We start from the raw sequence: 21,353 nt of genomic DNA, 5'->3' as shown, positions 1-21,353 counted from the left end.
TCGCGGGCGCAACAAGAACTCAGCCAATCTGCAGCAAACGGCTGGCAATCCCTTGCTCTTCGCGTGGCGAAAAGAAGAAAGGGTATAAAGAACGCTCACCGGCAGGATGCATGCTGGTACCACCGAGCTTGCGGATCTGTTCATTGACATAATCCATGCTCACATGCAGCAGGTACGCCGGCGCATCGACGCGCGGATTGCTCCGCAATTCACCGACCTGGTTGAAACCCAGCATGTTCATATAATATCGACGATGGCGGGGATTTACCTCGATAAATACATCGGTGCAGTTGTGCAGATAATGGCCATAAATAAAAAGCACATGGAACAGCGAAGCCAGTGCGCTTTTCGACTTCACGTGCGGAGCGAAAGCAAGCTTGGTAATTTCACAGACCTTCGCGCCACGCGCTCGAAATTCCTCGATGTAGTCCGAAAATACCTCGTCGGCCAGGATTCCCATCGATGAATCGATGCCCAGCGTTACGGTACCGATGACTTCCCCCTTGTCGGAGGCTGCCAGGGTGATACGGTTAGGGTTGTTATCGATCCGGTGTGTGCCTGCATAGCCGCGCCAGGCATACATCTTGTTGATGAGCATGCTCGCGGAAGCACGCCCGGAGTCATTATCGGCAACGCGGATGCCGAAATCGGATTGATTGATAGTCACATGCGTTATGTTTGCAGAGTTATCTTCTTCGACAGCACAGATCAAGGGCTCGCCGGATTCATAATCGTCCGTTAAAAGCTGATCGGTGTTGCCGTCCTTGGTAAACTCTGAGGCCATAGCACACTCCCCTGTTGAGAGGCTCGACATTTTTGATTGGTAACGGAGCAAGTTACCAATCCTGCCGTGCACCTTCAACAACTGCTAATTATTATTTATTGTGAACTACTAATTATATTGTGCATTACAAATTATTAAATACTATACTTATGAAGTATTCTTGCTGCGAGACATAGCCCAGCATTCTGTTTGATTGCCTTCGCATGCCAGGCTGCAGGGAGACGGCCTGGCAACGCGCGGAGTCCGGTCTTGTTGCCGGACGTGAAGCGGACTATAGCCAGATGGTAATGCACCTGAGGGCGTTTAGGGGGCCGTCGAGGCTGCTTTTTTCAGCAATATGGCGTTATGTCCATGATTTCTTGCCAACCACCCTCCGATCCGACGGGCGTGCCGGAATGAGCGAGTCGATTCGGTAGTTCAAATGACGTCCACCGGCCCACAACGGCAGAGATCCCGTCTCTTGGCCAACCGAGCCCAGCTTGATCCGCCGGCAAGGTTGAGCATGGAATAATGACACGAGGAAGCTGCCCGATCAATAGGCTGAGACCGCCAATGCGTCGACCCGACACGTCACGCAGTGCGGTCGAGCCGGCGCAATGCACGCAGATGAGGCACCCACAACAGGGCACGCAACACGCGCAGGCGAAGCCCCGCATGACGGTCGAGTGCCGGCCGGCCATATCGGCGGCGCAGGAAGTCGTCCACACCGAGCAATGCTGCCCGCGCCTGCTCGGGAAATCCCCGGTAGTACAGGCGGTTCACGTCGTATAGCGCGCGGTCGAGCAGCTTCAGCCCGAGACGGTGCCGATGCGCCGCCGGCGTGCTGCCGTGCCAGAAAATCAGGTAATTGCGTGCCATCAGGTAAAAGTAGTACGCCGGGCGGTCGGTTTCACGCCGGGGCATCGCATGCAGCACGCGCGCGTCGTACGCCACCGCGCTATGCCAGCCGTGTGCGGCCAGCCGGGCACACAGTTCGTCGTCTTCGTAATAGGCGAACATGCGCTCGTCGAGCTTGCCGGCCGCGCGCAGTGCCTGCGTTCGCAGCAACATCGCGGTGCCGGGTACCCACTGCTGGGCCTGTAGCCGGCCGGCCTTGCTGCGTGCATCGTCGACATTGCTGGCGCGTTGGGTATCGAGCCGCGACCAGTCGTGGAAATTACCGCAAAAGTAGACTTTCTCGGGCTGGTCGAGGATCGCCAGCAGCGGCGAAGCGGCGCCGCATCGATCGTCCGCCGCCATCAACGCCAGCAGTTGCGCCAGCACGGTGGGGCTGCCCATCACCGCGTCGCTGTTGACCAGCCACAGGAAGTCATGGCCGTCGTCCAGGGCGCGGTCGACCGCCAGGTTGTGTCCACCCGCGAAACCGTGGTTGACGGCCTCGCGACGCAACGCGACGGGCAAGCCGGCCAGGCCGTGTGCCAGGGCCTGCGCATCGGCTGGGGCCGAGCCGTTATCGATGACCAGAATGTCGGCTGTGACACTGGCCGGCAGTTGCTGGCGCAGCAGATCGCTCACGCAATCGAGGGTTTGCGCCGCGCCATTCCAGTTCAGGATGCTGACGAGGACCCGGCTCACGCGTTGCGCTCCCGGCGCAGCATCAAGCCGATCGCAAGCGGGATGAAACACAGCACGCTGCGCGCGTCGATCCGCAGCTGCTTCCACATCACGTCGAGGAACGGCTTGCGGTGCGCCACGCGATGCAGCACGTCCGCCACGAAGCCGCGCCGCAGTGCCAGCACCGCTTCGCGGTTTTCCTTCACCTGGCGCTCGGTCAGCGGATACAGGCGAGCGATGGCCTTCTTGTATTTCATTTCGTAGTGCAGGCGGATCAACGATTTTTCCGTTCCCCAACCGGATCCGGCGAACACATTGACGCCATCCCGATACACCACTTCGCGTGCGGACGAGAACGCGATGCGGTCCGTCATGCGCGACAGGTCGAGCCAGAACAGGTAATCCTCGCCGGCATACACGAATTCCTCGCGAAAGCGCAAGGTACGGAACGAACGGAAGCGGTACACGACGGTTGACGTGCCGATCACGTTGCCGCCCAGGATCTGCGACTGCATGTCGGCCTGGTACACGTGAAGATGGCGCTCGCCCGGCAGCAGGGCATGGCGGGCCGGTTCGATGCGTCCGGCGCGTTCGAATGCGCTGATGGTCTGGTTCAGCTGGTAAAAGTCGGCGAAGTAGAAATCGTAGCCGGCGCTCAGCGCACGCAGTGCGCTGGCCAGATGATCCAGCTCCCAGGTATCGTCGGAGTCGAGGAAAGCGACCAGTTCGGTATCGGGCGTGACGTGATCGAGCGCCGCGTTGCGGGCTGCCGCCGGACCGCCGTTCTTCTGTTCCACGATCCGCACGTGCGACCGTTCCCCGGCCGATAACTGTGCCACTTCATCGCGCGCCGGCACGGGCGAACCGTCATCGACGACGATCACGTCCAGCTGCGCATCGACCGTCTGGAGCGCCACTGCGCGCAACGCCCGCGCCAGGATGCCCGGCCGGCGCTGGTAGTACGGAATGACAACGGCGATCTTCACGGTGCGGCCTCTCTGCATGCGGCACTGTTGCATACGCCGGGGGTTTCCATTCTCTGCATCCAAGCTCCTCAGGTATTCGTCAGCCGGTGCGACGGACCACGTGCCACAGGTCGCGCAGGAATGGGGCCGGATCCGACCAGGTGAACAGGTAATAGCGCGTGGACGGACGCAGGAAGTCGCGCAGGTACCCGGCCAGTTCGCCGCCGCGCGAGAACACCAGCTTGCGATCCGCCACCACGCCTGGCTGGAACAACAGGCGCGCCAGCCGCTTCGTTTCCGGAATCATGAAACGGCAGCGCAGGCCGGCGCGGTAACGGGGCTGTGGCTGCGCGGCGCCGATACCCAGCAGGCTGTAGGCCAGCCAGGGAAAGTCGGCGCCGGCATGGCAGGCCAGCGGCAGGCTGCCCCAGAAACGACCGTTGATCTCCATGAGCGCCGCTTCCTTGCGGTCGGGGTCATAGCGGTACTCGACCATTGCGATGCCTTCCCAGTCGAGTTCCCGCAGCAGCGCCAGCGAGCGCTCCCGCAACGCCGCATGGTGCTCGAGCGACACCGATTCACACAGTGTCGACACGCCCCCTTCCGGCGGCCATTCGTGCAGGCGGCGATGCTGGAAGACGCAGTGGACCCGGCCCTCATGCATCAGGAAAAACTGCCCCAGGCCATACCCTGCGCAATATTCCTGGATCATCGGATAGCGGCCGACCGGCTCGAATTGCCGCAGGTAGTCCAGCAATTCATCGGCGTCGTGGCAATAGCGGGTCTTGTCCAGTTCCAGCCCCGCACGGCACAACAGGATGCCGGCTTCGTTCGGCTCGGCCCATTTCAGCACGACGGGATAGCGCAGCGCCGGTGCCGCGGCCTGCGCTTCCGCGAAGGTGGCCGGCTGTACCGTGCGGGGAACCGGCACGCCGGCCTTTTCGGCCGCGGCATAGGTCTTCTGCTTGTCCAGCACGGTTTCCATCCGCCTCGCGTCCGGGAACATCAGCCGGTAGCCGGCCAGGCGTTCGCGGTGCCGGTTCAGCAATGCGATGTCGCCTTCCGAGATCGCGAACAGGCAGGCGGTGCCAAGCCGCTGCGCCAGCTGCTCCAGCTGGTCGAGCGTGCCCGCCGCATCTTCCGCGCGCAGCATGCCTTCACGCAGATAGCGTGACGACAGCCCTGGCGCGGCAACGCTGCGTGCGACGCCATAGACCGGTACGCCGCGCCGGCCCAGGCTGCGCACGATCGCCAGTCCGATGGGCGTATCGATACCCAGCACCACGGCTGGCATGTGAAGGTTCGCCGTCACGGGGCGCCTCGCGCGGCAAGCCAGCGTGATCCCTGCAGGGATTGCAACCGTGCCAGCAGCCACGCGCGCAACAGGTGCCGGCGCCCCTCGGTGATGGAACCCGCCAGCCACACGGTGACGAGAATGGCGCCCAGCACTGCGAAGAAATACAGGTAGCCGCCCGGGTCGCCGTCGATCGCGGCGCCGAAGAACAGCAGCAGCGGCTGGTGCATCAGGTAGAGCGAGAACGTGTAGCCGGCCAGCCAGCGGATCGGCCGCTCCAGCGGCACCAGGATGCGGCCCAGCAGCATCGGTGCGACAGCGCGGGCGCCGACGAAGTGGGCGGCCACGATCATGCCCAGCAGGTAATCGGTCAGCGCGAAACGGGAAAACGTCAACTGATGATGCCAGGTTTCGCCGACCAGGCTGCGCATCCAGACACTGCCCAGGTCGGTCAGCCGGTAATGCTGGAACAGCACGAATGCAACGATCGAGCCAATGAACAGGGCCAGGCCGGTGGCGAAGGACGTGCACTGCAGCGGCCGCCAGCGATGCACCATGACGCCCATGGCCCACACCGGCGCCAGCAGGAGAATCTTCGGCCCCACCACCAGTGCGCAACCGGCCAGCAACAGCACCCGCGTGCGGCCGGCGGTGAACACGCAGACCGCGAACATGATGTAGTACCACATCTCGTAGCACAGCGACCAGTAGGGCGTGTTCGAGAACGACATGATGGAGATCGTCCAGACCTCGTTCAGCCATGCCAGGCTGGTGGCGATGCGCACCGGCGCGAGGCCATGGGTGGTCCAGCCCTGGTAGATGTCCGGACGCAGTGCCGCACCGGCAAGATCCAGCAATGGCGTCGCCAAAACCACCGGAATGGCCAGTGAGTAAAAGCGCGACAGGCGGCTGGCCCAGTATTCGGCCGGGGTATTTTCCCGCTTGGCGTGAATGGTCGAGATCACGTAGCCGGAAAGCACGAAGAACACCATCACCGCGGCGTGCCCATGACCGGACAGTGGCAGGATCCCGGTGCTGAGCCAGCGCATGTTCATGTGGTAGACGACCACCATCAACGCCGCCAGGAAGCGCAAGGCGTCGAGGTAAAGCGAGAATTCGCGGCTCATCGCTAGCCCCTCTTTTGCGCCGGCGCGGCGCGTGCATTCGGAACGTCGTTCGCCAGCCGGCCAACAGCCTGGCGGACACGGGTGAAACAGGTATCGAAATACGCGTCGGACAGTGTGAATGGATCATGCAGGTGCGGGAACGGTGGCGTGCACCAGTTGCCGAGCAGTGCCACCTGCACGTCGCGCCGGCCGCCCAGCCTGCGCGTCACCTCGTGCGCCTGCCGAACTTCCATGACCAGCAGCAGGTCACCAGGCTGCACGGTGAAATCCTGCCAGTCGCGCGCGCGATGCGCATCCATCGGCATGCGCTGGCGCGCGGCGGCCGCCAGTGCCGGCTCCGGCGAGCCAACGCCGGTCGTGGTCGACAGACCCAGCGATGCCGTGTGCAACCCTTCGGCGCGCGCCACCTGCTCGGCATACGCGCTGCGGCAGATATTGCCCAGGCAGACGAACACCACGCGGCGCACCGCCTGCGGATCATGCAAGTCGAAGGGCCGCAGGCGGCCGGCGGTGCGCTCGGCGTGCGCCAGCAGCAGCCGCACCAGGCCACGCCACGTCCCGAAGCGCGCATCGATGCGGTGGCGAAGGGCGGCGATCATGCGGGCGCTCCCTGTCGCGCCAGCGCCCAGCTGCCGTAGCGGTCGTTCACGGCCTGCTCGGCGAGCCGGCGAATGCTGCGCCACCCGCTGCCGTGCAACAGCACATTGCGTTCATCCGGAGCCGCCTGCAAGGCACTGCCCGCCTCGCCCATGCCGGTAGGCAGGAAGCGGTCGCGGTTGCCGTCCAGGTAGCGGCACAGGCGCGCCAGGCGGTCCTGGTGCAGCGCATTGCCGCGCGCGGTACGCATCTGGTCATCGCGCCGCTGCACGTATTCGAACGGATGGGTCAGCAGCACGACCAGGGGAACCTGCTGTTCATGGGCGCGCTCCAGCAACAGCTTCGTCTCGGCAAAGCTGGTCCCGGCGATCGTCAGCGTCTTCAGGTGGCGGCGGCCACCGAGCTGCCAATCCTGGAATGTGAGTACCGGCATCTCCAGCACGCCGTGGCGGCGGTGCGCGCCGCTGTACAGGCGATAACGGGGATCGTTGCTGTCGAATACCGCGAGGCCGACGCAGGAACTGTACGGGATGCCGCAGCGGGCCATCGCGGCGAACATCGCATCGTCGTGCTGCATGTTCCCCGGCCGGAAAACCGTCGGTGCCGGCAAGCCCCAGGACGCGAACGTCTGCTGGCCCTGGCGCAGCAGGTTCACCGTGTCTTCTTCGGCGCGGCCGAAGAACTCATCCTGCAGCGGTTCGCGGCGCACCCGCTCGCGCCAGTCTTCGTGCTGGAACACGGCCCAGCAGGGATGCGTGTGCAATTGCACTTCATGTCCGCCGGCGGCGATGCGGCGAACGATGCCGCCCATCGGGTCCTGGTCCTTGAAATAGTAACGGTGCGCCGCTTCGACGAAGAACGTGGCGGGGATCCGGTGGCGTTCGAACTGGTCGAGCAGGAAACCCAGGCCCTGCGAGCGGCCGCCGACCTCGCACCAGACCATCGGTTCCGCGACGGGCTGCCTGTCCGGGCTGGTGAACGCGCCGCCGATGGAAAATTCGGTGTCGATCGATATGCAGACCCGGGTGCGCATGTCAGCTCCCCGGACGCTGGCGGAACCACTGCTCCAGCATCATCAGCACCCACACCATGGTGCCGTGGTATCCGGCATGTTCACGCAAGTGCGTGCCGGTCAGCTGCTCGATGAAGTCGCCGCGCACGATGCCGCGCGATTTCAGGTCGGTCAAGCTGTCCGACGCCAGCTCCTGCAAGGCCTTGTGCTCCTGCAGCCAGACACCGAACGGCAGCCCGAAGCCATGCTTTTGCTTGGTGATGATTTCCGGCGGAAGGAAGCCTTTCAGGGCCTCCTTGAAGAACCAGCGCAGCTGGGTGCCGTTCAGCTTTTGCTGCGGCGTCAGGCCGGCGGAAAAGGCGACCATCGCATCGTTCAGGAACGGGAACGCCACTTCCACGCCGGCCAGCTCGCAGGCTTTCATGACTTTCGGCAGGTCGTTGTCCGCCAGCGTGATCTTCAGGTCCAGCGCCAGCATCCGGTTGATCAGGCTTTTCGCCTCGCTGGCGCCATAGGTTTGCGCCAGGCCGGCCAGCGGCTGGCTGGTGTCGGTGCCGGCCAGGAAGTCGTCGGTGAATACCTGCCGCGCGCCGTAGCGGCCCAGCAGGTTGTAGGTTTCCAGCCGGGCCGGCATCGCTACCGAGGCTTGTTCGATATAGCTGCGCGCCTTGCGCAGCAGGGTGACCCGGTCGCCGCCCGGGAAGTTGAAGATGGCGGGTTCCAGCAGCGCCTTGCGAAACAGCGACGGCACCTGCTCGTAGCGGGCGAACACGTGCTGCTTGGCGTAGCGTTCGTTGCCGCCGAAGAGTTCATCGCCGCCGTCGCCGCCCAGCATGCGCGTCACGCCATCCTTGCGTGCCATCTGTGCGCAGTAGAAAGCCGGCACCGCCGAAGCGTTGCCGAACGGCTGGTCGCAGACCGCGGCCACGCTGGGGATCGCCGCCACCACGTCATCGGGCGTCACATAGTATTCATGATGTTTCGTGCCGAAATGGCGCGACGCGATGCGCGCATATTCCATCTCGTCGTAGCCCTGCGCGGCGAAACCGATCGAATACGTTTCGGCCGGCACGCCCCCGACGTCGCACAGCATGCCGGCGATGGTCGAACTGTCGGTTCCTCCGGACAGGAATGCCCCCACCTTCGCCCCGGCGGAGGCTTCGCGCACGCCGTTCTTCAGCTGCGCGAGGAAGTCCGCCTTCAAGTCTTCGAAGGAGCGCTTGCCATCTTCCTGGAACGTCATCTTCCAGTACGGACGGGTTTCCACGCGGCCCTGGCGGTAATGCAGGTAATGGCCTGGCAGCAGGCGCTGCTGGTCCCGGTACACTGTGCCCGGCGCCGGCACCATGTGGAAGTACACGTAGTTGTAGATACCCTGCGGATCGATGCCGGCGCGTGCCAGCGGATGGCGGACCAGTGCGTCCGCCGACGAAGCGAACAGCAGCGCCTCGCCAGCCAGCTGCCAGGTCAATGGATGCACGCCCAGGCGATCGATCGCCAGGATCGCCTCGCCGGCGTGTTCGTCGAGGATGCACAGCGCGAACGGCCCGCCCAGCAATGCGCACAGTTTTTCCGCGCCCAGGTGGCGTTGCGCGGCCAGCACCGCCGCCGTGCCGCGCACGCTGGCCTGCTCGGCCAGCGCCGCATCGCGCAGCACGGGATGGCCCCACAGCGCGATCAGCAAGCCCTCCTGGCGATGGACATCGCCGGCGCCCGCCACGGCCACGGCGGAACGGCTACCCTCGGCCTGGTGCACGGCACTGCCGTCGAACCGCGCCAGTGGCACGGCCATCCTGCCGATCAGCTCACGGTCTTGCGCACCGTGGCCGATCCATCCGCAAATACCGCTCATCGTGCACCTCTCGCTCGCATCAATTCATGTGGTTCGGGCCAGCCGTGTCAGACCAGGACTTCCGGTGCGGCTGGATGGCTGAGGAAGCCGGCCGGGCTGGCCGACACGCCGTAGGCGCCCGACTGCAGTACCGCGACCAGATCGCCAGGCTGTGCCTGGGCCAGGTCCATTCCGTCGGCAAGCACGTCCAGCGGTGTGCACAGCGGTCCGACGACCGACGCCTTTTCGCGCTCGCCGCCATGCACGCAGTTGCCGATGACGACAGGGTAGTTCTTGCGGATCACCTGGCCAAAGTTGCCGGACGCGGACAGGTGATGATGCAGGCCGCCGTCCGTCACCAGGTAGACGCTGCCCCGCGATTCCTTGCGGTCGACGATGCGGCACACATACACGCCGGCTTCGCCGACCAGGTAGCGGCCCAGCTCGATGACGACCTGCGCGCCGCGCAACTGCGGACGCACGTCGTCCATGACCGCATGCAGGTTGCTGCCGACGGCCGCCAGGTCGAGCCGATCCTCGCCCGGGAAGTACGGGATGCCGAAGCCGCCGCCGATATTCAGGATGCGCGGCGCGCGTGGCGCATCCTGCGCCAGCCGCAGCGCCAGTGCGAAGGTTTTTTCATGCGCTTCGTGGAGCGCCGCGGCCTTCAGGTTCTGCGAGCCGGAGAAGATGTGGAAGCCATGGAAATCCAGGCCCAGTTCACCGATGCGCCGCAGCAGCGCCGGCACGCGCTCGGCATCGACGCCGAACTGCTTCGGCCCGCCGCCCATTTTCATGCCGGAAGATTTCAGTTCAAAGTCGGGATTGACGCGCACGTTGACACGCGGCGTGATGCCGAGGCGGTCGCCGATGCGTGCCGCACGGTCGGTTTCGCCCTCGGACTCCAGGTTCAGCACGATGCCGGCGGCAATCGCGCACGACAGGTCCAGGTCGCTCTTGCCCGGGCCGGCAAAGCTGATATGCACGGGATTCATCGGGGTATCGAGCGCTACCCGCAGCTCGCCGCCGGAAGCCACGTCGATGCCATCCACCAGGGCGGCCATGTGCTGCACCACCGCCGGCATCGGATTGGCTTTCATCGCATAGTGCAGGTGCACGTCGGCCGGCAGGTGGCGGCGCAGTTCGGCCACGCGCGCCGTCAGCGCGCCCCGGTCATACGCGTAGAACGGCGTCTGGCCGACGCGCTGCGCCAGCCGCGTCAGCGGCATGCCGCCAATGTGCAGGCAGTCGTCGACGACGGGAAACTGCAGCAGCGGCGCGTGCTGGGGACGGGGCGCGCTCATTGCTGCAGCTCCAGGAAGACGTTCTCATATTGCATCGACAGCAGCTTGCGGTCGATCTTGCCGTTCGGGTTGCGCGGCAGGGCACCATCGGCGATCACCACTTTCTGCGGCAGCATGTAGGCTGGCAGGCAAGGCTTGCAGGCGGCCAGCAGGTCATTCCCCGTCAGGGCCGCGCCCTCGCGCGGCAAGACGATGACGACGATCGCCTGGCCCAGCACCGGATGCCTGGCGCCGATGGCGGCCGCTTCGGCCACGTGCTCGCGCGCATACACCACTTCCTCGACTTCGGTCGGGCTGACGCGGTAGCCGGAAGTCTTGATCATCTCGTCGTTGCGGCTGATGAAGTACAGGAAGCCGTCCTCGTCGCGGCGCACCGTGTCGCCGGACCATACGGCCAGTTCCACCAGCGGCAGGCCGTAATGGCGCGGCGCCACCGGCTTGAAGCGCTCGGCGGTCTTGGCGGGATCGTTCCAGTAGCCGAGCGATACCAGCGCGCCCCGATGGACCAGTTCACCCGGCTCGTGCGGGGCACACTCGGTGCCATCCGGCCGCAGCACCACCACCTCGGCATTCGGGATCGCCTTGCCCATCGAATCGGGGCGGCGATCGAGTTCTTCCGGCGGCAGGTACGTCGAACGGAACGCTTCGGTCAGGCCATACATCAGGAACGGCCGCGCGTTCGGCAACGCACGGCGCAGCGCGTCGAGCGTGGGGCGCTGCATGGCGCCACCGGAATTGGTCAGGTAGCGCAGCGTGCAATCGGCAGGCCACGCCAGCGGCGCCAGCTGGATCCACAGCGGCGGCACGGCGGCCAGCCCGGTAATGCGCTCGGCGACGACGGCATTGAGCACGTCGCGCGGCAGCAGGTGGTTGATCAGCACGGCCGTGGCGCCCGTATGGAATGCCGTCGTCAACTGCGACAGGCCATAGTCGAACGACAGCGGCAGCACGGCCAGGATGCGGTCTTGCGGCGTGTTGTCCAGGTAACTGGCCACGCTCTGCGCGCCGGCCACCATGTTCCGGTGCGACAGCACCACGCCTTTCGGCTTGCCGGTACTGCCGGACGTGTAGAGGATCGCGGCCATGTCGCCATCGATCACGCGATGCGGTGTGCGCGTTTCACCGAGACCGCGCGCGATGACGGCATCCCACGACAGGACTTCGACGTTTTGCATCGCGGGCAGCGAGTCGCCCCCGCCCACCGCCACCACCAGGCGCAGATCGCGGCAAGCCGGCAGCACTTCCGACAGGAGCTTCAGGCGGTCGATCGTCGTGACCAGCACGCGGACATTGCAGTCGGCCAGGATATAAGCGACCTGCTCCGGCTTCAGCAGCGGATTGACCGGCACGAATACGCCACCGGCGGCCGCCGCGCCGAACATGGCGCCGACGTTTTCAACATTCTTCTCCATGTAGACCGCCACGCGTTGGCCCCGCTCGAGGCCGGACACCAGCAGGGCGGCAGCGGTGCGCTGGACCAGGTCGGCGAGCCCTGCGTAATCCAGGCGGCGGCCACCGTGCACAAGGGCTTCGGCGCCAGGAGTCCGGCGGGCCGAGCGGAAAATGAAGTCGTGGATCAGGTCGCTCATGTCATGTCCTGCAAAGGGCTGGTCCGCAAATGTAACTGATTTGTAACCACACGGAAACCTAGGCGGGAATATTAACATTTTACAATCTATTCCTACCTGTTTTTTGGCAAGGTTTGGCGGAAAAATAGCTCTTCCATTGTTCCGAAAACAACAATTAACGTGAATTTTTGGCAATCTTTTGATGTATGATGTGAAACGCCGTTAGTTTTATCCTGGAAATTGGCTGCAACCGAGACGACCATGGGAAAGATCAGCATTTCAGATGTGAAGCCGGCAGATGTCAGGCCCGCAGCAGTGCAGTCTCCGCCACTCGTCCCCGCCGACTATCCGCGCTCGCGCCTGCCGGTCGCGCCCGCGTTGTCGCTGGCATCCTTCCTGCGCATGGGCGGCCCCGCGGCGCCGTCGATTCTCGATGCCGGCGAGGTCCGTTTCGTGACCAGTGGCCGCGTGGCCATCGCCCTGGCGCTGAAACAGATGGGCGTGGGTCCGGGCGACGCGGTGCTCGTGCCGTCCTACCACTGCGCATCGATGATCGAACCCGTCATCTGGGCCGGCGCCACGCCGCTGTTCTACCGTATCCGCCCCGACACCACTGTCGACCTGGACGACCTGGCCGCCAAGGCTTCCAGCACCGGTAACATCAAGGCGCTATTGGCAACCAACTATTACGGCTTCCACCAACCCCTACCAGCACTGCGCGCCTTTTGCGACGAGCGCGGCATCCAGTTGCTGGAAGACTGCGCCCACTCGTTCCTGGGCCAGCATGCCGGCCGTCCACTGGGCTCATGGGGCGATTACGCGATCGCCAGCAGCATGAAGTTCTTCCCCGTGTACGAAGGCGGCTGCCTGGTATCGGCGCGCCACCGGCTCGACGGCGTGGCCTTGCAGTCCGCCGGCGCCGGCTTCGAGGCGAAAGTGCTGCTGAACTCGATCGAGAATGGTTTTGCGTACGGCCGCCTGCCGCTGCTGCGCGCACTGATGAAGCTGCCGATGGCCGCCAAGAACGCGCTATGGGGCGTGATCAAGGCGCGCCGCCATGGCGAGGCGCCGGCACTGGCACCGGGATCGTCCGACGGTGGCTTCGGTTTCGATCCGGCCTGGCTGACCAAGCGTTCCTCGCTGTATTCGCGGTCGATGCTGCGGCTCGTGTCGCGCCGCCGGATGGGTGAGCTACGCCGCCGCAATTATCGGCGCCTGTACGACGCGCTGTCCGCACTGCCGGGCTGCCGTCCGTTATTCACTACCCTGCCGGATGGCGTCTACCCATGGGTGTTCCCGCTGCTGTGCGACGAGCCCCAGGCCCTGTTTCGCCAGTTGAAGGGCGCCGGCGTGCCGGTGATCCGCTTCGGCGAATACCTGTGGCCAGGCGTCGACGCGAGCGTGTGTGAAAACAGCGTGGACCTGTCGCGTCGCGTGCTGCAATTTCCCTGCCACCAGGAATTGCGCGATGACGAAATCGAATGGATGATCGGCCAGGTGCGCAGCGCGGTCAAAGGTGAACAAGGAGCCCCGCAATGACCGCAATGACATGGCACCTGTATCCGGCAAGCGCGTTTGCCGACCATGCCCGGGCGTGGCAGCGGCTGAATGCGGCCACCAGCAGAACGCCATTGCTCGAACCCGAGTTCGTGCAGCCGCTGCTGGCGGAATTCGGCGATCCGCGCTGCCAGCTCGCGATATGCGAACTGGCTGGCGAAACGGTCGCGATGGGCATTCTCCAGCCACGCGGCCGCGGCGTGTGGGAAGCGTTGCAGCCATCGCAGGCGCCGATCGGCCTGTGGCTGCACCATGGCGCCATCGAGCTCGAACGATTGCTGCCATCGTTGACGCGCAAGCTTCCCGGCTTCGCGCTGATGGTCGGCCTGAAGCAGCGCGATCCGCAACTGGAAGCGCGCCCGGCCGACAGCGCCGTCACCGGCACGCTCGATTACATCCGCACCGCCCACGTGCCGATCGCCGGCACCTTCGAGGAATACTGGAATGCGCGCGGCAAGAACTTGCGGAACAACCTGAAAAAACAGCGCTCGCGGCTGCAGAAGGATGGCGTCGTCACGCGCATGCAGATCGACCGCCTGCCCGAACAGATGGCCGCCGCCGTGGCCGACTACGGCCGGCTGGAAAGCGCCGGCTGGAAGGCGCAGCTGGGTACCGCGATCCATCCGGACAATGACCAGGGCCGCTTCTACACCAGCATGCTCGAAGCGTTCGCACGCCGCGGCCAGGCCGCGGTGTACCGCTACTGGTTCGAAGCCCCCGGGCTGGCGCCACAGCTGGTGGCAATGGACCTGTGCATCGAAGGCGACGGTGCCTTGATCGTGCTGAAAACAACCTACGACGAATCGGTGCCGGCCAGCCTGTCGCCAACGTTGTTGATGAGGGAGGAATGCTGCCAGCGGCTGTTTGACGAAAAGCAGTACGCGCGGCTGGAGTTCTACGGCAAAGTGATGGAATGGCATACGCGCTGGACCGACGAAATCCGGACCATGTACCATGTCAACCATTACCGCTGGCCGGTACTTCGCCAGCTGCATGCCGCCGCCGGTGATCGTAACGCCATGGTGCAGAGGTTGCGCGGCAAATCCGCTTCCGGCCCTGCGCCCGTCGCCACGCGGCAGCAAACCTCAACCACGGAGTAAACATGTATCTCGACGAAGTAAAGCAGATTGTCATCGACGTTCTCGCGCTGGGCCCGGCGGGCCGCTCGCTGGACGAGCATTCCGCCCTCCTGGGCAGCATCCCGGAACTGGATTCGATGGCGGTCGTCCAGTTGATCGGCGCATTGGAAGAACAGTTCGGCTTCAGTGTCGACGATGACGAGATCAGCGCGGAAACCTTCGCCACGCTGGGCAGCCTGGCTGCCTTCGTGAAGTACAAGCTCACGGCCTGACATGAACGCCATCGCCGCCGCGCCCCCGGCGCAGCCATTCTTCCTGGGCTCCGGCGCGGCGGCGCGTTTCTGCCTGTACCATGCGCCCGCCACGGCATGCCGCGGCGCATGGCTTTACCTCCACCCGTTTGCCGAGGAAATGAACAAGTCGCGCCGCATGGCCGCGCTGCAGGCGCGCGCACTGGCGCGCTGCGGATACGCGGTGCTGCAGATGGACTTGTACGGTTGCGGCGACAGCGCCGGCGATTTCGGCGATGCACGCTGGGACATCTGGCGCCAGGATGCGGCGCGCGGCATGGCCTGGCTCGAACAGCAAAGCGGCTGCGTTGCCGGGCTGTGGGGCTTGCGCCTCGGCGCCCTGCTGGCCCTGGACGTGGCCCAGGCCCATGCCCCCTCCGCCCTGCTGCTGTGGCAACCGGTGACCAACGGCAGCCAGTTCCTCACGCAATTCCTGCGCCTGAAAGTGGCGAGCCAGATGCTGGCGGATGGCAAGGATGGCAAGGATGGCAAGGATAGTAATAGCGGCGGCGGTGGCACCGCCGCGCTGAAGCAAAGTCTCGCGGCAGGCCAGCCGCTGGAAATCGCCGGATACCTGCTCGATCCCGCCCTCGCGCTGGCGATCGACGCGCGCACCGCCGAGGCTTTCGCGCCGCCGGCCTGCCCGGTGCACTGGTTTGAAATGGCGGCTGAAAGCGGCCGCCCGCTGACCCCTGTTGCCGCGCGCGCCGCGGCGGCGCTGGCTGCCGGTGGCGCGACCATTTCTACGCGCGTCGTCGCCGGACCGCAATTCTGGGCCACGCAGGAAATCGAGGAGTGCCCCGCACTGCTGGATGCCACCCTCCAATCGCTATCCGAGCCGTGCCATGCAGCCTGACGAACAAGCCCTTGCCTTTCCATGCGCCGATGAATGGCTGACGGCGATCCTGAGCCCGGCCGCGGCGCCCGCACGGCGCGGTGTGCTGATCGTTGTCGGCGGGCCGCAATACCGTGCCGGCAGCCACCGCCAGTTCGCTTTGCTGGCCCGGGCGCTCGCGGCACAGGGCATCCCCGCCATGCGCTTCGATTACCGCGGCATGGGCGACAGCAGCGGCCCGGCACGCAATTTCGAGGGCGTGGATGCCGACCTGCGCGCCGCCATCGACCGCTTCATGGCCGCAGTGCCGGGCTTGCAGGAAGTCGTGATCTGGGGCTTGTGCGATGCGGCCAGCGCGGCGCTGTTCTATGCGCGGCATGACCGCCGGGTCTCCGGCCTGGTGCTCCTCAATCCCTGGGCGCGTACGCCGGATGGCCTGGCCCGCGCCACGTTGAAGCACTATTACGTGGAACGCCTTCTGCAGCCGGCACTGTGGAAGAAGATCGCCAGCGGACAGTTCGAGTTTTGCAAGGCGCTGCGTTCGTTCAGTGGCCTGTTGCGGGCATCGCTGCGCGGCCCTGCCGAAGCGCCGGTCGCGCCGCCAGCCGCGCAAGCAATGGCCGCGGTTCCCGCCATGCCGGCCAGCCCGGACCTGCATGCCCGCATGCTGGCCGGCTGGCAGGAATTTGCGGGACCGATTTTATTGATCATCAGTGGCGCCGACCTGACGGCGCAGGAGTTCCTGGACATGGTGAAGGCATCGCGCCAATGGCGAAAGCTGCTGGCCGCGCCGCGCGTGCAGCGTCATACGCTGCACGCGGCGGATCATACGTTCTCGCGCCGCGAATGGCGCGACCAGGTCGCCGCCTGGACGGCGGCATGGGTCGCCGAAACCGGGGCGCGGGCATGAACCGCGTGTTGATGGTGGCCTATCACTATCCGCCGATGCGCGGCAGCAGCGGCATCCAGCGCACGCTGAAGTTCTCGCAATACCTGCCCCAGCACAGCTGGCAACCGCTGGTACTGTCCGCCAGCCCGCGCGCCTACGCCAACAGCGGCAACGACCAGATGGCCGAAATTCCCCGGGAAGCGATCGTGCACCGCGCCTTCGCGCTCGATACCTCGCGCCACCTTTCCGTGCGTGGCCGCTATGTCGGCTGGATGGCGCTGCCCGACCGCTGGGTGTCCTGGTGCCTGGGTGCGATTCCGGCCGGGCTGCAGATGATCCGCAAGTACAAGCCGCAGGTGATCTGGACCACGTACCCGATCGCCAGCGCAAAGCTGATCGGCCTGGTGCTGCACAAGCTGACGGGCCTGCCATGGATCGCCGACCTGCGTGACCCGATGACGGATGTGGACTATCCCGCCGATCCGCTGACGCGGCGCTTCTATCGCTGGATCGAGGAGAAAACGGTGCGCAATTGCGCGCTGGCCGTGTGCACCACGCCGGGCGCGATCGTCACGTACACGAAGCGTTTCCCGGATATTCCCGTCAGCCGCTTTGCCTTGATCGAAAACGGCTATGACGAGGAAAACTTCAGCACTGCCGCCGCCTCGCAAAAGCCGGCCGCGCCCATCGCCGGCAGGCCGTTCACGTTGATCCACAGCGGCATCATCTACCCGTCCGAACGCGACCCGGTACCCTTCTTCGAAGCGCTGGCCGACCTGAAGGCCGGCGGCACCGTCACGGCCCTGCGCCTGCGCGTCGTGCTGCGCGCCACCGCACACGACGACTTCCTGGTACCGCTGATCGAAAAATACGGCATCGGCGACATCGTCAGCCTGGCGCCGCACATCGCCTACCGCGACGCGCTGGCCGAAATGCTGGGCGCGGATGGCCTGCTGGTTTTGCAGGCCACCAACTGCAATCACCAGATTCCTGCCAAGCTGTATGAATACCTGCGCGCACGCCGGCCAGTACTGGCATTGACGGACGCCACGGGCGATACCGCCGCCGCCTTGCGCCACGCCGGCATCGATACCATCGGCCCGCTCGACGACAAGGCCGGCATCCAGGCGGCGCTGCTGCGCTTTCTCGAGTTGGCGGAAGCGGGCCACGCGCCGCTTGCTTCCGACGAGGCGGTGGCCGCCAATTCCCGGCGCGCCCGCACTGCCGAATTGGCGCGTCTGTTGAACGCGGTGACCGTCGCCGTGCCCACCACGCAGGTGAAAGGAAGCGAAGCATGCTGACCCTGAAATCGACATTGCGATACCTGGTGCCCGCCACGTTGCTGCTGGCCACCGCGGTTGCCAGCGCCAAACCGTATTGTGGCGAACTGGACAACGCACTCGGGCCCTTCGATTACCGCGATGCGCCGCCCGACGCCCTGTACCTCGTTGAAATGGCCCACTATACCGACGAAGTTGCCGCTGGCGTGAAGGGCAACACCGGCGCGATCGGTGGTGACCTCGACTACACGCTGCGGGTATTCCCCAACCACGTGAAAGCGTTGACGACGATGGCGGCGGTGGCGATGCGCACCAAGGTCACCCAGCTGTTCAACGCCAGGTATCCGGTCGAATGCTATTTCGAGCGCGCCGTGCGCTTCCAGCCGGACGACGGCATGGCCTGGGGTGCGTACGGCAAATACCTGTACAGCATGGGGCAGGCGGAGCGCGCCATGCCGATGTTGAAGAAAGCCTACGACATGGCGCCGGACAACCCGTCCGTCAACTACAACCTCGGCATCGCCTACTTCCGTGCCAAGCAGTACGACCTCGCCGTAAAGCACGCCAAGGTCGCTTACCAGCACGATTTCCCGCTCGATGGCCTGCGTAACATGCTGGTCGGTGCCCGCAAATGGGATGGCAAGGTGGAACCGTTGCCCGGGAAGGAAGACAAGGCTGAAACCGGGAACGATGCGGCCGCGAAGGTGGCCCCGAAAACCGGGGACGATGCCGCCGCGAAGGCAGCCTCGGAAACCGCGGCGCAATGATCGCTGTGCGGCCCGGTGTCACCCGGGCCGCACAGCCGTACGTCCCCGCGGCCCGGCGGCCCGCATGCCGTGGCCCCGGACGCACCATGGAATGATCCAGCCGATGCATGCCAGCACCACCTGCGTGATATCGCCGTAGCGTCCCGGCAGCGACAGCTGCAGCCACTCCAGCAGGAACATGCCCAGCGCCAGCACCGCCGTGCCCAGCACGGCGCCGGCATCCTGCCGGTGGAACGGCAGCGCTTGCCGCAACAGGCATGCCATCGCCATCGGCGGCCACAGGAACTCGAGGATATTCTCCAGCCCCGACAGGTCATTCATCTGGCCTTCGAACGGTACCCAGTTGAACGCCTGCTGGAACACCGCGGCATCGCCGGGCAGCAGTTCATAGATCGCCAGCCCGGCAGCGAACAGTAGCACCCCGGCACCCGCCAGCACGTTGGGCCGCAGGTTGCGCAGCATGACCAGCGCCGGCAACGCCAGCGCCAGCGCCGCGATCAGTTCCAGCGACAGCACGCGCCCGACGACCAGCATCTTCCAGGCGCAGACAAACGCCGTCAGCAGTACATACAGCCGGAGCAGCGGCCGGCCGGCATGCAGCAGCGTGCACAGCAGGATACCGAGCCCCACCTGGTAGCACCACAACGTCGCGAGCTTGCCCCAGCTGAACCAGTAAGGTGCCATCATCGAACGGTACAGGTAACCCAGCTTGCCGCGCAGCTGGGCGATGTCGAGCGACGGTACCAGCGGCGTGGTTTGCGACAGCATCCACAGGGCGATGACGATCAGGCCCGTGCTGGCCAGCGGTCCGGGCCGGAACCAGTCGTCGCGCAGGCGCAGCAGCGTGGCGCCCGGCGCGGTGCGGCGGCTGACCAGCCCGCCGAACATTGCGCCGATGACGCTGCCACCGAAGTTCATCGCCACGTCGACCAGTGACGGTACCCGCGACGGCAGGTACTGCTGGACGGCTTCGATGCCCAGGCTGAGCCCGGTACCGGCCACGGCGGCCAGCAGCAATCCGGCCACGAACGGCATGCGCCGGCCGCACCAGGCCACCACCAGCAAGCCGAATGGCATGTAGACCAGCACGTTCTGGATGACGTCGCCCTTGTCCAGGTACGTCGGCAATGTATGCAGGAAAGTGAGCGGTGGCGCCACCGGCTCGCCCCATGCGAACGGATACCAGCTGCCGTAGACCAGCAGCGCCGCATACAGCAACAGCAGGAAGCCCATCGGCGCCCGTCAGGCCGAGGCTACCGTGGGCCGGATCGCGTGGCGGTCCATCAGGTCATACAGCGTCGGGCGGCTGACACCGAGCAGCTCGGAAGCCTTGACGATGTTGCCCTCGACCCGCGCCAGCGCCTTGACGATCGCCTTGTACTCGGCCTCGTCGCGCACCTGGCGCAGGTTCAGTGGCTCGTCTTCGACCGGGCCGAGCCCCAGGCCGAGATCGTCCGCCGTGATGGCCGGGCCATCGGCCATGATGACCGCCCGCTTGATGCAGTTTTCCATTTCGCGCACGTTGCCCGGCCAGTCGTAGCGGGCGATCTGCGCCAGCGCATCGGGGGCGAAGTGCAGCATCGCGCGCCCCTCCTGGGTACAGAAGCGGTTCTTGAAATGCTGGGCCAGCAATACCGCGTCGCCATTGCGGTCCCGCAGCGGCGGGATGGTCAAGACGATCTCCGACAGGCGGTAATACAGGTCTTCACGGAACTTGCCGGTGGCGGCCAGCGTTTTCAGGTTCTGGTGCGTGGCGCAGATGATGCGCACGTCGACGGGAATTTCATCATGGCCGCCCACCCGCTCGATCACGCGTTCCTGGAGGAAGCGCAGCAGTTTCGCCTGCAGCGCCATCGGCAGGTCGCCCACCTCGTCGAGGAAGAACGTGCCGCCGTTGGCCAGTTCGACCTTACCCTTGGTTTGCTTGACCGCGCCGGTAAATGCCCCCTTCTCATAGCCGAACAGCTCCGATTCCAGCAGCGTTTCGGGAATCGCCGCGCAGTTGATGGCCATGAAGCGCTCCTTGGCGCGCGGTGAAAGCTGGTGCAGCGCACGCGCCAGCACTTCCTTGCCGGTGCCGCTTTCGCCCAGCACCATCACCGTGGCGGAACTGGGGGCCACTTTCTCGATGTTGCGGCATACCTTCAGCATGCCGGGATCTCGGCTGATGAGTCCCGACAGCGGCGAGTCTGCCTGCCCCTGCTGCAAACGGCGGTGTTCCTGTTGCAAGCCGTGCAGCACGAAGGCGCGCTGGATCACCAGGCTGAGCAAGTCCGGCTCGCAGGGTTTCTGGTGGAAGTCGTATGCCCCCATGGCAATGGCCTTGACGGCGTGTCCGCGGTCCTGGTTGCCGGTGAGGACGATCACCTTCGTGTCCGGCAGCAGCGCGAGCATCTGTTCGAGCGTGGCCAGGCCTTCCGTGGCGCCATCCGGATCGGGTGGCAGCCCCAGGTCCATCGTCACCACGGCCGGTTCATGGCGGCGCAACTGCGCCAACGCGGCTTCGCGATCACCGGCCACCACCACGTCATAGGCGTCCAGGCTCCAGCGCAACTGCTTTTGCAGGCCGGGATCGTCCTCGATGATCAACAGCTTTGGTTTGGTTTGCGTCACAACAGTC

The 21,353-nt window shown here is 65.2% G+C and carries 19 protein-coding genes; 7 read left to right on the top strand and 12 right to left on the bottom strand.

The window, feature by feature from the left end; translation table 11 throughout:
* Positions 1-19: 19 nt before the first annotated feature.
* From OU994_RS02695 to OU994_RS02650, 10 genes are all read right to left on the bottom strand, one after another.
* Positions 20-784, bottom strand: coding sequence for an N-acetyltransferase (locus OU994_RS02695; RefSeq protein ID WP_281609527.1), 765 nt, complete (start codon positions 782-784; stop codon positions 20-22).
* Between the two features lie 570 nt (positions 785-1,354).
* Positions 1,355-2,359 (bottom strand): glycosyltransferase family 2 protein, encoded by a 1,005-nt coding sequence (locus OU994_RS02690; RefSeq protein ID WP_281609526.1) that lies wholly within the window; start codon positions 2,357-2,359, stop codon positions 1,355-1,357.
* Positions 2,356-3,342 (bottom strand): glycosyltransferase family 2 protein, encoded by a 987-nt coding sequence (locus OU994_RS02685; protein WP_281609525.1) that lies wholly within the window; start codon positions 3,340-3,342, stop codon positions 2,356-2,358. Before OU994_RS02685 ends, OU994_RS02690 begins: the two co-directional genes overlap by 4 nt.
* 61 nt (positions 3,343-3,403) lie before the next feature.
* Positions 3,404-4,615: an ATP-grasp domain-containing protein gene (locus OU994_RS02680; protein WP_281609524.1), complete on the bottom strand. Its 1,212-nt coding sequence runs from the start codon at positions 4,613-4,615 to the stop codon at positions 3,404-3,406.
* Positions 4,612-5,724 (bottom strand): acyltransferase, encoded by a 1,113-nt coding sequence (locus tag OU994_RS02675; RefSeq protein ID WP_281609523.1) that lies wholly within the window; start codon positions 5,722-5,724, stop codon positions 4,612-4,614. Before OU994_RS02675 ends, OU994_RS02680 begins: the two co-directional genes overlap by 4 nt.
* A gap of 2 nt (positions 5,725-5,726) precedes the next feature.
* Positions 5,727-6,323, bottom strand: a complete 597-nt coding sequence (locus OU994_RS02670) for a hypothetical protein (RefSeq protein WP_281609522.1) — start codon at positions 6,321-6,323, stop codon at positions 5,727-5,729.
* On the bottom strand, positions 6,320-7,354 hold the full coding sequence (locus tag OU994_RS02665) for a polysaccharide deacetylase family protein (protein ID WP_281609521.1): 1,035 nt from the start codon (positions 7,352-7,354) through the stop codon (positions 6,320-6,322). The genes OU994_RS02670 and OU994_RS02665 overlap by 4 nt, the downstream gene beginning before the upstream one ends.
* A 1-nt stretch (position 7,355) precedes the next feature.
* Positions 7,356-9,185, bottom strand: coding sequence for an asparagine synthetase B (locus tag OU994_RS02660; RefSeq protein WP_281609520.1), 1,830 nt, complete (start codon positions 9,183-9,185; stop codon positions 7,356-7,358).
* A 47-nt stretch (positions 9,186-9,232) separates the two neighbouring features.
* A complete protein-coding gene (locus OU994_RS02655) occupies positions 9,233-10,468 on the bottom strand; it encodes a pyridoxal-dependent decarboxylase, exosortase A system-associated (RefSeq protein ID WP_281609519.1) in 1,236 nt (411 codons plus the stop codon).
* On the bottom strand, positions 10,465-12,057 hold the full coding sequence (locus tag OU994_RS02650) for an acyl-CoA ligase (AMP-forming), exosortase A system-associated (RefSeq protein ID WP_281609518.1): 1,593 nt from the start codon (positions 12,055-12,057) through the stop codon (positions 10,465-10,467). Before OU994_RS02650 ends, OU994_RS02655 begins: the two co-directional genes overlap by 4 nt.
* A 294-nt stretch (positions 12,058-12,351) precedes the next feature.
* Here OU994_RS02650 and OU994_RS02645 point away from each other — a divergent pair, with 294 nt between their 5' ends.
* The 7 genes from OU994_RS02645 to OU994_RS02615 are packed head-to-tail and all read left to right on the top strand — an operon-like array spanning position 12,352 to position 18,733.
* Positions 12,352-13,575, top strand: coding sequence for an aminotransferase class I/II-fold pyridoxal phosphate-dependent enzyme (locus OU994_RS02645; RefSeq protein WP_281609517.1), 1,224 nt, complete (start codon positions 12,352-12,354; stop codon positions 13,573-13,575).
* Positions 13,572-14,693 carry a GNAT family N-acetyltransferase gene (locus OU994_RS02640; RefSeq protein WP_281609516.1) on the top strand — a complete coding sequence of 374 codons (1,122 nt, stop codon included), beginning with the start codon at positions 13,572-13,574 and terminating at the stop codon, positions 14,691-14,693. Before OU994_RS02645 ends, OU994_RS02640 begins: the two co-directional genes overlap by 4 nt.
* 2 nt (positions 14,694-14,695) lie before the next feature.
* Positions 14,696-14,944 (top strand): acyl carrier protein, encoded by a 249-nt coding sequence (locus OU994_RS02635; RefSeq protein WP_281609515.1) that lies wholly within the window; start codon positions 14,696-14,698, stop codon positions 14,942-14,944.
* 1 nt (position 14,945) lies between these two features.
* On the top strand, positions 14,946-15,818 hold the full coding sequence (locus OU994_RS02630; RefSeq protein WP_281609514.1) for a hydrolase 2, exosortase A system-associated: 873 nt from the start codon (positions 14,946-14,948) through the stop codon (positions 15,816-15,818).
* Positions 15,808-16,707 carry a hydrolase 1, exosortase A system-associated gene (locus OU994_RS02625; RefSeq protein WP_281609513.1) on the top strand — a complete coding sequence of 300 codons (900 nt, stop codon included), beginning with the start codon at positions 15,808-15,810 and terminating at the stop codon, positions 16,705-16,707. The genes OU994_RS02630 and OU994_RS02625 overlap by 11 nt, the downstream gene beginning before the upstream one ends.
* Positions 16,704-17,987, top strand: coding sequence for a glycosyltransferase (locus OU994_RS02620; RefSeq protein WP_281609512.1), 1,284 nt, complete (start codon positions 16,704-16,706; stop codon positions 17,985-17,987). Before OU994_RS02625 ends, OU994_RS02620 begins: the two co-directional genes overlap by 4 nt.
* A complete protein-coding gene (locus tag OU994_RS02615; RefSeq protein ID WP_281609511.1) occupies positions 17,981-18,733 on the top strand; it encodes a tetratricopeptide repeat protein in 753 nt (250 codons plus the stop codon). Before OU994_RS02620 ends, OU994_RS02615 begins: the two co-directional genes overlap by 7 nt.
* Before the next feature lie 18 nt (positions 18,734-18,751).
* On the opposite strand, the gene OU994_RS02610 is transcribed toward OU994_RS02615, so the two are convergent.
* Both OU994_RS02610 and prsR read right to left on the bottom strand, forming a co-directional pair.
* On the bottom strand, positions 18,752-19,966 hold the full coding sequence (locus OU994_RS02610; protein ID WP_281609510.1) for a VanZ family protein: 1,215 nt from the start codon (positions 19,964-19,966) through the stop codon (positions 18,752-18,754).
* A gap of 9 nt (positions 19,967-19,975) precedes the next feature.
* Complete coding sequence (gene prsR / locus OU994_RS02605) at positions 19,976-21,346, bottom strand: PEP-CTERM-box response regulator transcription factor (RefSeq protein ID WP_281609509.1); 1,371 nt, start codon at positions 21,344-21,346, stop codon at positions 19,976-19,978.
* Positions 21,347-21,353 lie beyond the last annotated feature (7 nt).

It is taken from the genome of Pseudoduganella sp. SL102 (assembly GCF_027856995.1).
GTDB lineage: Bacteria > Pseudomonadota > Gammaproteobacteria > Burkholderiales > Burkholderiaceae_D > Rugamonas > Rugamonas albidiflava.
The sequence above is the reverse complement of the archived record's forward strand: the minus strand, read 5'-3'. Positions and strand labels throughout refer to the sequence as shown.